The organism is Agrobacterium sp. CCNWLW32 (assembly GCF_037083425.1).
Classification (GTDB): Bacteria; Pseudomonadota; Alphaproteobacteria; order Rhizobiales; family Rhizobiaceae; genus Agrobacterium; species Agrobacterium radiobacter.
In genome coordinates this window covers 45,887-58,109 of the sequence record NZ_JBAOJM010000009.1, presented here as the reverse complement: position 1 = coordinate 58,109, position 12,223 = coordinate 45,887, and the positions used below count along the sequence as shown (strand labels likewise).

General features: G+C 56.1%; 9 protein-coding genes and 3 pseudogenes. 6 read left to right on the top strand and 6 right to left on the bottom strand.

The genetic code is table 11. The features are described 5' to 3' along the window. Window positions 1–82: 82 nt before the first annotated feature. Together V6R85_RS18325 and V6R85_RS18320 are read right to left on the bottom strand one after the other, a co-directional pair. Complete coding sequence (locus tag V6R85_RS18325) at window positions 83–805, bottom strand: sulfite exporter TauE/SafE family protein (protein WP_111784213.1); 723 nt, start codon at window positions 803–805, stop codon at window positions 83–85. A 309-nt stretch (window positions 806–1,114) separates the two neighbouring features. Next, complete coding sequence (locus V6R85_RS18320) at window positions 1,115–1,663, bottom strand: TetR/AcrR family transcriptional regulator (RefSeq protein ID WP_111784212.1); 549 nt, start codon at window positions 1,661–1,663, stop codon at window positions 1,115–1,117. A 113-nt stretch (window positions 1,664–1,776) separates the two neighbouring features. Here V6R85_RS18320 and V6R85_RS18315 point away from each other — a divergent pair, with 113 nt between their 5' ends. The 4 genes and pseudogenes from V6R85_RS18315 to V6R85_RS18300 all read left to right on the top strand — a co-directional run bounded on the left by V6R85_RS18315 (window position 1,777) and on the right by V6R85_RS18300 (window position 4,207). After that, complete coding sequence (locus tag V6R85_RS18315) at window positions 1,777–2,565, top strand: SDR family NAD(P)-dependent oxidoreductase (protein ID WP_080865038.1); 789 nt, start codon at window positions 1,777–1,779, stop codon at window positions 2,563–2,565. A gap of 54 nt (window positions 2,566–2,619) precedes the next feature. Next, window positions 2,620–2,877: pseudogene (locus tag V6R85_RS18310) on the top strand (oxidoreductase); the annotation flags it as partial. A 2-nt stretch (window positions 2,878–2,879) separates the two neighbouring features. Then, window positions 2,880–3,130: pseudogene (locus tag V6R85_RS18305) on the top strand (alpha/beta fold hydrolase); the annotation flags it as partial. Window positions 3,131–3,208: 78 nt separating this feature from the next. Then, window positions 3,209–4,207: an NADP-dependent oxidoreductase gene (locus tag V6R85_RS18300; RefSeq protein WP_111834006.1), complete on the top strand. Its 999-nt coding sequence runs from the start codon at window positions 3,209–3,211 to the stop codon at window positions 4,205–4,207. A gap of 256 nt (window positions 4,208–4,463) precedes the next feature. Here V6R85_RS18300 and V6R85_RS18295 read toward each other — a convergent pair whose 3' ends face one another. After that, window positions 4,464–4,886 (bottom strand): hypothetical protein, encoded by a 423-nt coding sequence (locus tag V6R85_RS18295; RefSeq protein ID WP_077998819.1) that lies wholly within the window; start codon window positions 4,884–4,886, stop codon window positions 4,464–4,466. 310 nt (window positions 4,887–5,196) lie between these two features. On the opposite strand from V6R85_RS18295, the pseudogene V6R85_RS18290 reads away from it, so the two are divergent. After that, window positions 5,197–5,750, top strand: a pseudogene (locus V6R85_RS18290) (peroxiredoxin). A gap of 122 nt (window positions 5,751–5,872) precedes the next feature. Beyond that, window positions 5,873–6,271 carry a hypothetical protein gene (locus V6R85_RS18285; RefSeq protein WP_111834007.1) on the top strand — a complete coding sequence of 133 codons (399 nt, stop codon included), beginning with the start codon at window positions 5,873–5,875 and terminating at the stop codon, window positions 6,269–6,271. Window positions 6,272–6,605: 334 nt separating this feature from the next. On the opposite strand, the gene V6R85_RS18280 is transcribed toward V6R85_RS18285, so the two are convergent. From V6R85_RS18280 to V6R85_RS18270, 3 genes are read right to left on the bottom strand one after another with little or no spacing between them, the layout of a single operon-like run. Next, on the bottom strand, window positions 6,606–7,916 hold the full coding sequence (locus V6R85_RS18280) for an HlyD family type I secretion periplasmic adaptor subunit (RefSeq protein WP_111834009.1): 1,311 nt from the start codon (window positions 7,914–7,916) through the stop codon (window positions 6,606–6,608). Window positions 7,917–7,957: 41 nt separating this feature from the next. Continuing rightward, window positions 7,958–10,300, bottom strand: a complete 2,343-nt coding sequence (locus tag V6R85_RS18275) for a cadherin-like domain-containing protein (RefSeq protein ID WP_162695487.1) — start codon at window positions 10,298–10,300, stop codon at window positions 7,958–7,960. Window positions 10,301–10,346: 46 nt separating this feature from the next. Continuing rightward, window positions 10,347–12,086 carry a type I secretion system permease/ATPase gene (locus V6R85_RS18270; protein WP_111834010.1) on the bottom strand — a complete coding sequence of 580 codons (1,740 nt, stop codon included), beginning with the start codon at window positions 12,084–12,086 and terminating at the stop codon, window positions 10,347–10,349. Window positions 12,087–12,223: the final 137 nt, after the last annotated feature.

Below are 12,223 nucleotides of genomic sequence, written 5' to 3'. Positions count from 1 at the left end.
CATGTTGCTCTCCACGCGGAAGATCTCATAGAGAGCGGCGACCACATTGCGGTCTCGCGGGGATCGCCCCCGTAGGCCTTGCTTAAATTGTCGCTCCCCAAAGCAGGCTGAGTCCTGAGGTAACCAGCAGCGCATCCATGATATGGCGAAAAGCTTCGGGCGTGAGGCGGAGCAGGAAAGGTTTCGCTATAAAGGAACCGACCATCAGAGAGGCGCCCACAGTTAGGCCCTTCAGGATAACAGCGAAAGGAAGTGCTCCAGAGCCCTGAAAGGTAAGCGTTTTGGCAGTGTAGATCACTAACGAAGCTGCAGCTTCGGTTCCGATAAAGGCTCCCTTGGTCAGACCATAACCGATGAACACTGGTACGGAGGCAGGTCCAGAAGAGGCCACGATCCCGGTCAAGAAGCCGATGCATGCTCCGGCTGCGGCCAGATGGGGTAACCTTAAATGGATAAGGTTTGCTGCCAACCAGCGACGTCCGGGGATCATCAAGAGCAAGAATACTCCAATTGCCGCATCTACGGCCCGGGGCGGCAGAACAAGCATCGTTCGTGCACCAAGAACCGCTGCAGGAACGCCGGCAACCGCATAGGCTGCCACAGCACGCCAATCAACTCCCCGCCACCACGCAAGAATCCGGGCAATATTTGCCATGACGGCGGCCACCGCCATTATTGGTACAGCTTCTTTTGGCCCATAGACATAGGCCAAGACCGGGACGAGCATGATGGAAGAGCCAGTACCAATTATGCCACTGATGATCCCGGCAAGCAGGCCGATCATTAAGATGAGGGAAAGTCCCATTCGCTGTACACCGAAACTGCGTGATTGCTTACGCCCAGCTCTATCTCGATTCCAAACACCCAGACAAATTCAACTCGCCTAAATAACCGACTTGGCGGCGGCTCCGTGGCGCAAAGCTATGTGGCTTGGGCGCGTGATACGTGTCAGGGGACCGCTGCTTACATTTTAGCGGCATCTTATCCATCTGAAAATTACAAGTCTGCGTGGAGCCAAGGCGGCGTCCAGGCTCAGAGGGCCGCTCCCGAGATTCGATCGTTTCCTCGCAGTAGGCATAGACCAGGCGCTCTAAATGCGTGCTTTCCGATGCCCTTAGCCGACTCTGGCGTCGATCCAGGCACGCGTCTGCTCAAGAACTTCGTCTGACAGTTCAGGATCATCAACCGCTCTGGCCAGGATGACCGCTCCGACCATGGCCGCCCAGCTTCCAATCGCTGCACGGTGCTTGCCGGTTGCGTCTTGGTCCGGAAGGGCATCTTCGATACGTGCGATTTGGTTGCGTAGCCCTTCAGTCATGGCCGCTTTCGCGGCAGGTGTCTGGTGGCGAATTGCGGCGGCCAAGCCTGCCATCGGGCATCCGTTGCCGGGGTTGTCACGATGACGAGGCGCCAGATAGGAGCGGACGAAGCCACTGAACTCGCCGTCCCCGAAACTGTCTGCCGCAAGCGCATGGACAAGCGTCTGGGCGACCAGCTCGTCCTTCGAACTGAAATGGCCATAGAAGCCGCCATGGGTCATGCCGGCTGCCTTCATGACCTCAGCGACGCTGACCGCATCGAATCCTTTGTCCTTAAACAATCGGCTGGCGACGTCCAGGATGCGGCGACGATTTTCCGCCATCTGTTCTCGGCTGACTTTCATTTTCAAAATACTCCGAGCTGGCCATTGACATTTACATGATGGGCATCATATTTAAATCCAATCATGATGATCGTCATGAATATAGGATCAACCACAGAAAAGAACAATCCAAAATGAGTCAGATTCCTGCAGTTCTGATAACCGGCGCCTCCACAGGCATTGGGGCAACCTATGCCGAACGCTTCGCACGCCGCGGCCATGATCTCGTGCTTGTCGCCCGAGACGCTGTGCGAATGGAGGCGCTTGCAAGCCGTCTGCGCCAGGAAACCGGCGTCGCAATCGACATCCTCCAGGCCGATCTCACCAAGGCTGAGGATCTTGTTAAGGTCGAGACCAGGTTGCGCGACGATGAGCGCATCGGCGTTCTCGTCAACAATGCCGGTGCGGCAATCGGAGGAACTTTCGTCGACCAGAACGCCGATGACATGACCAAGCTCGTTGCACTCAACGCGACCGCACTGGTCCGGCTTGCCAGCGCCATTGCTCCCCGTCTTGCCAATGCGGGCGAAGGCGCGATCGTCAACATCGGTTCGGTCGTTGGGCTCGTCCCCGAATTCGGCATGACCGTTTATGGCGCGACCAAGGCCTTTGTCCTGTTCCTGTCACAGGGACTCGCCCACGAGCTTGGACCGAAAGGTGTGTACATCCAGGCTGTGCTTCCCGCCACGACCCGCACCGAGATCTGGGATCATGTGGGCGCCGACGTGAACGCCATGAATAATGTCATGGAAGTGGGCGATCTGGTGGATGCGGCCCTTGTCGGATTCGACCGCCGCGAACCGGTGACGATCCCGCCGCTGCACGACGGCAGCCAGTGGGACGCGCTTGATGGCGCGCGCAAGGCCATGCTCGGCAATCTCGTCAATGCGCTCCCTGCCGAACGCTATCGTACGCAGGCGTGAGCTTTCCGCAGTCGATGAACCCGCGCCGATAAATAGAAACGTCACAGGTATATCATGACCAAGACCACGCTCTTCGAACCCACCGCCCTAGGCGCCTTCACCCTTACGAACCGGATCGTCATGGCGCCACTCACCCGCAATCGCGCCGGCGCGGGCTTCGTGCCCGGCGACCTGACTGCCGAATATTACGCCCAGCGCATCGTTTCCGAGGCCACCCAGATTTCGCAGCAGGGACAAGGCTACCAGGACACGCCAGGCATTTATACCCAGGCGCAGATCGATGGCTGGAAAAAGGTGACCGCTGCCTTGCACGAAGGTTGAACGAGCGCAAGATGAACCGTGACAAGGGGCCTACACCGCGTGCGTTCATGCGCCAGCTCAGCGCCATCAAGGCCTGGGGGTGTCGGGCACCGCAGAATCTGGGACGCATACGCATTCCCGTTCTCGTAGCCAGCGGAGACAATGATATCATGGTGTTGACATCCAACAGCCGCGATCTGGCTCAGCGTATCCCCAAGGCCGACTGTTGATCTACGCAGATGCTGGTCATGGCGGCATCTTCTAATACCATGCTGAATTCGTGCCGAAAGCCTTGGCTTTCCTGGCTGCCTGACATGATCATCGTTTCACACTGGAGACCCTCGTGAAAGCCTTCGTCGTAGACAAATACAAGAAAAAGGCCCCGCTGCGTCTGGCCGATATGCCCGATCCCGTCATCGGCGCCAATGATGTGCTGGTTCGCATTGAGGCCACCGCGATCAATCTTTTGGATTCCAAGGTGCGCGACGGCGAATTCAAGTTGTTCCTGCCCTATCGTCCACCCTTCCTTCTCGGTCACGATCTGGCCGGAACGGTCATCCACGTCGGCGCCAATGTGCGGCAGTTCAAATCCGGCGACGAAATTTACGCCCGCCCGCGCGACGGTCGCATCGGCACATTTGCGGAGATGATTGCGGTTGACGCCTCAGATCTCGCGCTGAAACCGAAAAGCCTCTCCATGGAGCAGGCTGCGTCGATCCCGCTGGTCGGGCTAACCGCCTGGCAGGCGCTCGTCGAGGTGGGCAAGGTCAAGCCCGGCCAGAAGGTGTTCATTCAGGCCGGTTCCGGCGGCGTCGGCACATTCGCCATCCAGCTCGCCAAACATCTCGGCGCGACAGTTGCCACCACGACAAGTACGGCGAATATCGAGCTTGTGAAAAGCCTGGGCGCTGATGTGGTGATCGACTACAAAAGGCAGGACTTCGAGCAGGTACTGTCTGGGTGCGATCTCGCGCTCAACAGCCAGGATGCCAAGACGCTGGCAAAGTCGGTGAACGTGCTGAAACCGGGTGGCAAGCTCATCTCGATCTCTGGTCCGCCGGACGTCCCTTTCGCGAAGTCCCTGCGGCTGAGCCTTATACTGCGCCTTGTCACGCGGATGCTGAGCCGAGGCATTCTGAAGAGGGCAAAGAGCCGGGGCGTCGACTATTCCTTCCTCTTCATGCGGGCGGAAGGCCAGCAACTGCGAGAGATTGCCAAGCTGATCGATAATGGCGCCATCCGTCCTGTCGTGGACAAGGTATTTCCCTTCGCGCGGACGGCAGACGCCTTGGCTTATGTCGAGACAGGGCGCGCCAAGGGAAAGGTTGTCGTTGCCGTTTAGCAATGACCGTCTCGTCAACAGGAGGGTTGCTTTTTTGACGTATGACGTCCGCTTCCATGGCTCATGAGACTGGAGAGGCATTCTTCTGGCGGCCCCAAAACGGTCTGATGCCCACGTGAAGAACCGCCCGACTAAATCAACAATATCCGCCAATAGCGGACATTGCCGACTTCGCCCCCTATTCTGAACGGAATTATCGTCGGCAGGGTGGCAGGGTGCTTGTCAATCAATCAAATTCAAAACCGCTCGCGATGTATTAGATGGCTTTATCGAATGCGTCTGCCTCATCTTCCGTCGTAAAGGTGAATGTGACCAGTTCACTGTCATCTTCCTGACGGATGCCTACTGCAGTCACAATCAACCGAGCAATCTCATCCTGTGCTTCACTTCCTGACCGAGACGAATTCACTGTTCTCTCGATGGCTGGGGCGAATACTTCGCTGATTACACCGAGGCGCATATTGTATTTCATGATGATATCTCGATCCTCGATGATAGCGGACTGTTCAGCTTTCGTGATTCCGGCATTGTCCATTGCGGTTATTGTGGCATTCGTCGCGAGCTTGATTGGACCCTCCTCAAGCCACCTATCAACCATCTGATGGAACTGGCGCATACGCGCAGCGGGGATTGTTTTCTGTACAGTGATCGACATCTGCGTTCCTTTGTCGGCTTCCATGCATACTAATGCGCGCTCCCTAAATAAGGGACCGGCTATCGCAATCATCATGAACTTGCGAGCAGCGTGTAAGTGGTCCAGCCACAAGCTTCAATGCATTTGTTTTGAAGGTCAGCCCGCCGAGGAACCTGGCTTGGCGTCGAAGTCGACGACTCCCTCGGAATTGCGGAGCAGATTGAGTTATAGGTTAAAGGCTCATGGCTATCGGCAATAGCCGACGGTCTCCCTCGCGCCAACAGACGACATTGCAGTGGTATGAAAATTGACTAATTTTGTAACGTCGACAGACAGGAAGTACGATGAGGTGGCAATGAATGAAACCGTTAGGGATGAGACATTTCCGACCCCGAATGACGAAGGAGCAGTCAGGCATTTACTTGGGATGGAGTTGCCTGGTATTGGTTTGGACTCGACGGATGGCACGACTGTCGATCTCCGCGGGCCGGGGTTATCTGTAGTCTATGCTTACCCTCGGACAAGCGCGCCCGAAGGCAAAGCGATTGACGGATGGGATGCATACCCGACGCAAGGGGATGTACACCTCAGTCCTGTGCCTTCCGTGATCATTTCGCTGAACTGAAGGGATTAGGAGCAAGGCGTCTGTTTGGCCTTTCTACGCAGACCACAGAGTATCAGCGACAGGCAGCAGCACGGCTTCACCGGCCGTTTCCACTGCTCGCTGACCATTAACTCCTTCTAACGTCAGCCCTTCGCCTGCCAACGTTCCAGGCTGGAGGCGTGGCATTGCTAAAGAGGCTCACGATGATTATCGAAACGGGCGTTATCAAGCATGTCTTTTACCCCGTCCATCCGCCAGAGACGCAGATGCCGTCATCGTTGGCTGAGGGCAGTTACAATTCCTGAACGGGTCGATTGCCGCAATGGGCTAACTTCAGCATTGGCGCAAAACGCCAATGGTGATCATTGTATGTGCTGGATCATCGACATACGGTCAACCGGTTCGCGCAATTGGTAGGGAAGGTGCCATGAAAACAGACTGGAATGTGATCAGGGGCATGATGAATGCGGCAATCAACGCCTGCGAGCGCATAGAGACATCAGGGTATGCTGAGACTGATCGAGATGCCACGATTAATGTTGGAGGCCAACAGGTCAGCGTCCATGATATGCTCGTCAGCGCGTGGACTTATCCTGAGAACCTTCGTTATCAGATTATACGCCAACGCCACGAAAAAGGGGTCGATCTGCCTTACGTGCCAGAAACCGCCCGTATCCTGTTGGCAATGTCCCAGGCTGCCGCTGAACTGGTGAACACGGGTGACGTCACGCCTGCACAGGAAATGATTCAGGAAATGATCGTCTGGTTCGACAACCACCTGGTTTCAGGTGTCGAGACTGCAAAGGCTACTCGCCGAAAGCCATGACAGTCCCGGATTAAGAGTCGTCCTGGCTGCTTCGCGCCTTCTTGTCGGTCATAGCGATCCTCGCCACGCCTGCCTCTGAAGCGGACACCATCGTCACCTTGCTTCAGAATAAACGCCTTCTGAGCGTCTGAAAACTGCGATGCGTTCATCGTCTTCCGTTCCTTTTCCAACCAGGAAAATGCACCGGAAAACTCTAACCCAAAATGGTCCAGTTTAAAGGATTCAGGTCAACAGTCCTCCGCAAGGCGCTCATGGGTCTACCCAAAAAAGCCGCCCGTTGCTCCGTGGGAAAATCTGATTCTCTTTCACCTTCGCGTAAAGTTACATCGGTCCATCATTCCTCACGAAACGCCTTCATTACCTGATCTGTAAATGGCTTCGTTAGGTAAGACCACGCTGAGCGCTCAGCCGTGTGGACGAAAACCTCAATTGGCATGCCCGGCATAAGCTTGAGATCTCTAATGACTTCCTGTTGGTCAATCATATCAACTGTCGCCAAATAATAGGGTTGACCGGTCGTCTTATCTATCACGGTTGCTGCTGCGACGAATTCGACAATTCCGAAAACCTCTGGAGTCGTTGCGCTGTTAAACGCGGTCAGTCTCATTCTGGCGGCCTGTCCTGGTGCTACTCGATCAATATCTGCCGGCGCGATCCGGAATTCGACCTTCATGTCATCAGTCTTGGGAACGACCGACATTATAGTTGCGCCTGCGCCTATAACGCCATTGATCGTATGTATCTGCAGGTCATAGACAAACCCATCGACGGGCGCACGAACTTCCATGCGTGAAAGGCGGTCATATGCGGCGATTTCGCGCTCCCCCAGTTCGGCGAGCTTGGATTCGATTGAGACAATCTCTTTTTGAGTTTCGGATCGTGTTGTCTGGTCTATGGAGAGAAGCTTGATGCGCAACTCGCTGATCTCTCCTTCAGCCTCGGCCACGCGGGCTACCACTTCGCCGCTGGTCCCATCGATGCGGGCTACCTGCTTCTGGAGCTCGCGAAATTCCGATAACTTGATTAATCCGCCTTTGGCGAGCCTCTCGCTGACGCCGATTTCTTCGGTAATTATCTTCTTTTCAACGTCGTTTGCTTTCCGTTGCGAAATCAGTCCGTCAATCTGGTCTTCGAGTTGGGATATTTGCATTTCCAGCTGCTGTTTCTGGTTCAGGATCATACGGCGGTTTTCCTGAAACAGCTTCGTTTCGTTACGCGCAAGCTCGGGGACGATAGAGCCGTCGGAAAATGAAATGGTGTCCTTACCGTCACGTTCCGCCTCCAGCCGGATTTTCATCGCTCGCAACTGCGATAGCTGGCTTCGGATGATGGTCAATTCTACTCGAGTCTGAGTTTCATCAAAGCGCAGAAGCACGTCACCAGCCTTCACTGTGTCTCCATTGGCCACGGGAATGTCAGCGACAATCCCGCCGTCACGGTGCTGGATGGTTTTGACCTGATCTGGCACGACAAGCTGGCCCTGCGCGACAACCGCACCGGCAAGTTTGGCCTGAACCGCCCATCCGCCGACTCCGAACACGAGTAGAGCCGCCAGAACGCCTGAGACGACGATGCGTGGCGCGATGCCGAAGGATTGTGCTTCTGGCGTCAATTGTTTGCTTGTATTTTTTTGTTCGCGCACCATGTCCCTAAGCTCCCCTTATGTGGCTTTTCGCCTTATTCCAGTTACGTCCTTGCCAGGCCTGTGTCGTCATCACGAGCCGCGAGAATGAAATCATCTTCAGTCAACGCCTGGTGGCTGTAGATCAGTAACTCGAGATCGTCCTGTTCTCCCGCAAGATCGATGACGGCGCGAACAACGGCGGTCTCGCCGTCCGCAAACTCGCTGTAGAGTCGGATGCGCCGGACATCCTGCTGGTCATTGATCTCACCCATGATCCGGTCGAACATCAGCCCACCGATTTCATCTGCGAGATCAGACAAATCAATCCGATCGCCGATCTGGAAGTCGAGAATTTTGTCCCTTCCCTGGCCATCGTTGAAGACGGCCTCCACCGAGCGGAAAATGAAGACGTCGTTGCCTGCGCCGCCGGTCAGGAAATTAATGTCCGAATTGGCTACCAGCACGTCGTCGCCGAGCCCTGCGATGGCGACTTCGAAGCCCTCCAACTGATCAGTCCCGATTTCAACGCCTGTCGCCGTACCCCCTTCGAGATCGATTATAACTGCTGTGATCGTCGCTGAGGCGTCGTAGGTATCAACGCCTTCGCCACCTGAATATTGATCGTCGCCATCGTTTGACCCGCTGGTTGTGAAGAGAACGACGATGGTGTCATCGCCAGCGCCACCACTGACTGTATCGTCGCCGTTGCCAGCGATAAGGCGATCGTCCCCATCTCTTCCAATCAGGAGATTAGACCCGTCATCGCCGTTCAACGTGTCGTTTCCACTGCCGCCAATAGCTGCTTCAAATCCGTCGAGGTGGTCTGTTCCAATCTGCGAACCCGATGCAATTCCGGCTGCGAGGTCAATTTCAACAGCGTCTGAAGCAAAGCACGCGTCATATGTGTCGAAACCGTCACCGCCTGAATATGTGTCGTTCCCGTCGTTGACACCGAGAAGCTGTACCGATGCTCGCGCCTCCTCGGTTCCAGAACCTATGACGACGGTGTCGTTGCCCGCGCCTGCGATTACCGCATCGTGACCGAGGCCGCCCGCAAACACGTCGTTGCCGTCTCCTCCATCGAGGAGGTCATCGCCGGCATCGCCGGAAAGACGATCGTCGCCGGCCTCTCCAAACAAACGATCATTTCCCGCTCCACCACTGGCAATGTCATCACCGTCACCGCCGGCGACAACGTCGTCACCTTCCTCGCCATAAATCTTGTCGTTGCCTGCGCCACCAAAAATGACGTCGTTGCCGTCGCCACCGAAAATCCGGTCGTGGCCGCCCTCGCCATAGATCGTGTCGTTTCCACTTCCCCCCATCAGGGTGTCGTCGCCGTCGCCACCGTAAATAACGTCGTTGCTCTCGCGACCGTAGACGACGTCATTTCCGTCAAGTGCCGCTATCACGTCGTCCCCGGGCGTACCCAACAAGATGTCATCGTTATCGGTTCCTTCGACCGGATGCGGCGCTGCTTTAACGAGGTCCAGCATTGCCGTCGCCGACACGGAACCGATTCCGTCGCTGACGCCATAGGTGAAGGTGACTTCGCCGATGTACCCACGGTCGGGCGTGTAAAGCCAGATACCTTCGCCATAGGTCTGTATGACGCCGGAAGAAACCTGAAGGTTTCGAATTGACAAAGTGTCGCCGTCTGTGTCGGTTGCGGCCGAAGCCAGATTGTCGAGAAGGATGAGTGCTGAAAGGTTCATCAGCCCGCTTCCAAGAAACACCCGTCCAGCCACAACCGGCAATCGATTTGGACGTGCGTTGCCTGCCGGAGGAGTGCTTTCCGCGGCGGGCGGCCCGTCATGGTTTCTCGGATTTTCATTTGGATCTGCACGAGGCGCTTCAGGCTTGTTGGTGTTTTCGCTCCGCTGATCTTTCTCGTGCCAGATGATCGGAGTCTCGTTGCCAAGCGCGCCGAGTGGTGTCAGGGGTGCGAAATATCCGTTGATCCGATGGTTGTCGTTTGCGGACAGGGACTGCAGTAGCGACCGAAAGGAGTGATTATCAAGGTTCAGGTCGGCCCTTGCATGGAAGGAGGAGGGAAACGTAGTGGTTTCAGCCAAAAACCTTACCTTGCGTTCGGCATTGCCGGCTTCCTCGGCGACCTGGCGGAGATACGCGGCGACCTCTTCAATAATGTCGATGTTCGTAGAAGACTCGTCCGAACGCGTTTCCGTTTCGGTCACTGGACCTTGAACAAGGGGGGCATTTGGTCCGTCTACTTGCGTTTCGGAACGGAGCTTTCCAAAAAAAGCGCCGATCGCGGCAAGAGCGACGGCCGGGTTCACTATGCTCCAGTAGCGCGGGACCGGTTTGTCGTGAAGTTCAAAGCGGTTTTTTGGCGCTATGGAGGCTGCCACGTCAGGCAGTCCCAGAACAAGTTTATCTTCCATTGTCTGTTCTCCTCCTGTTGCTTCTGAGCGTTGCAAAGGAACAAGTCTATTCTGCTGCCAGAGTATTGCCGGACGATGCCTGCATGCGTGTGTGTTCCGAACGAAGCAGTTGCGGTTGTGGCCCTTTCACAATTTCGTCCTTCGGACCGAACGCCACGAGTTTTCCGCTCTGAACAACGCCGACCATGTCAACGGATTGCAGGGCGCTTGGGCGGTGGGCGACAACCACCACGATCCCGCCGCGACAGCGAACTGCGGCAATCGCTTTCATCAGTGCCTCTTCACCTTCAGCGTCAAGGTTGGAGTTGGGCTCGTCCAGTACCACCAGGAACGGGCTGCCATACAATGCCCGCGCAAGGCCGATGCGCTGGCGCTGACCAGCCGAGAGCGACATGCCATTTGGTCCCAGGTCTGTTTGGTAGCCGTTCGGCAGACGAACGATCATATCGTGGATGCCTGCCGCCCTTGCAGCCTGCAGAATCGTATGTGCCTCCGGTGTTTCGGCAAAACGTGAAATATTCTCGGCGATTGTTCCGTCCATCAAGCAGACATCCTGCGGCAGGTAGCCGACATGTTCGCAGAAGAAGCTTGAAGGCCATTGCTTGAGATCCGCGCCGTCGATACGCACTGAACCGCGTAGTGTCGGCCAGATGCCGAGAATGGATCGGGCAAGGGTCGTCTTCCCGCCGCCGCTCGGACCGATCAGGGCAAGTGCTTGGCCAGCCTTCAGCTCGAAGCTTACGTCACTCAAGAGGACTGCGCCGCTGTGTGGCGCGACCGTCGTAATACCTTCAACCGTGAGAGTTTCCTTCGGCGCAGGAAGATTCAAAAGTCCGGTCGTGTCGTCCAGAACGGCCAGCGTTTCCTTAAGACGAGCATGACTGCGCCGGGCCGAAACCATTCCCTTCCATTGCGCGATCGCTTGATCCACCGGTGCGAGGGCGCGTGCGGTCACGATTGAAGAGGCAATAATGGAGCCGGCCGACAATTCCCCGTTGATTGTAAGGTAGGCGCCAAGACCGAGAATCGCTGACTGCAACATCATCCGCAGAACCTTGGACAGGCCTGAGAACGTTCCGGAGATATCGGAGGTCCTGGTTTGCGTATCCAGGTGACGTCGGTTGGCACGCTCGAAACGGCTCACAGCACGATCGGCAATGCCCATTGAGTGCATGATATCGCTGTTTCGAGCATTGGAATCGATGACTGCATTTCGCAGTACAGTTGATTTCAGCATTTCTTTGGCGTGGCGCCGTGTCAGAAGTTCCGTGCAGAGCGTCAAAAGGCCAAGCACAACGGCTCCGCCAACGGTCAACATGCCCAGCATCGGGTGCAAGAGCCAAACGAATACCAGGTAGATTGGCATCCAGGGCAAATCGAAAAGCGCAATCAGGCCGGGACTTGCCAGGAAACCGCGGATCGTATCGACATCGCGGCCGCGCTCCGTCGCTTCAGACGTGGAATAACCATAACGCGGCATATCGATGACGACTTTGTGGGCCAGCGGGGCCAGTTGCGTATCGAGTCTCGCGCCAAGCCGAACCAGGATCTGTGAGCGCAGAATATCGAACAGGCCCTGGAAAAGATAAAGGCCGATTGCCAGGCCTGACAACGCGACAAGCGTCGACACGCTTCCGCTGGTCAGCGCACGATCATAGATCTGGAGCATGTAGAAGGCGCCGGTCAGGGCCAGAATATTGATGATGCCGGACAGACCAAAGACGAACATCATCAAGCCACCCATGCCATTTATCTGGTTTTCTTTTTTGTTGCAGGTGCCACTCATCTGAAAGTCCCCTTGGAAACTTTGCCGAGATTCGGCGTTAAGTCCGCGGCATGTCCGGAGTGATCGCGTTGACCCAAGACATCCCATTTCACTTGCAACGCCGGTGCCAGTACTCACCGGCGTTGGGATTTCGAAGC

Excerpts from the sequence above, each read along its gene's own strand:
- V6R85_RS18325 (WP_111784213.1), bottom strand. The coding sequence starts at position 805 with ATGGGACTTTCCCTCATCTTAATGATCGGCCTGCTTGCCGGGATCATC.
- V6R85_RS18320 (WP_111784212.1), bottom strand. The coding sequence starts at position 1,663 with ATGAAAGTCAGCCGAGAACAGATGGCGGAAAATCGTCGCCGCATCCTG.
- V6R85_RS18315 (WP_080865038.1), top strand. The coding sequence starts at position 1,777 with ATGAGTCAGATTCCTGCAGTTCTGATAACCGGCGCCTCCACAGGCATT.
- V6R85_RS18295 (WP_077998819.1), bottom strand. The coding sequence starts at position 4,886 with ATGGAAGCCGACAAAGGAACGCAGATGTCGATCACTGTACAGAAAACA.
- V6R85_RS18285 (WP_111834007.1), top strand. The coding sequence starts at position 5,873 with ATGAAAACAGACTGGAATGTGATCAGGGGCATGATGAATGCGGCAATC.
- V6R85_RS18280 (WP_111834009.1), bottom strand. The coding sequence starts at position 7,916 with ATGGTGCGCGAACAAAAAAATACAAGCAAACAATTGACGCCAGAAGCA.
- V6R85_RS18275 (WP_162695487.1), bottom strand. The coding sequence starts at position 10,300 with ATGGAAGATAAACTTGTTCTGGGACTGCCTGACGTGGCAGCCTCCATA.
- V6R85_RS18270 (WP_111834010.1), bottom strand. The coding sequence starts at position 12,086 with ATGAGTGGCACCTGCAACAAAAAAGAAAACCAGATAAATGGCATGGGT.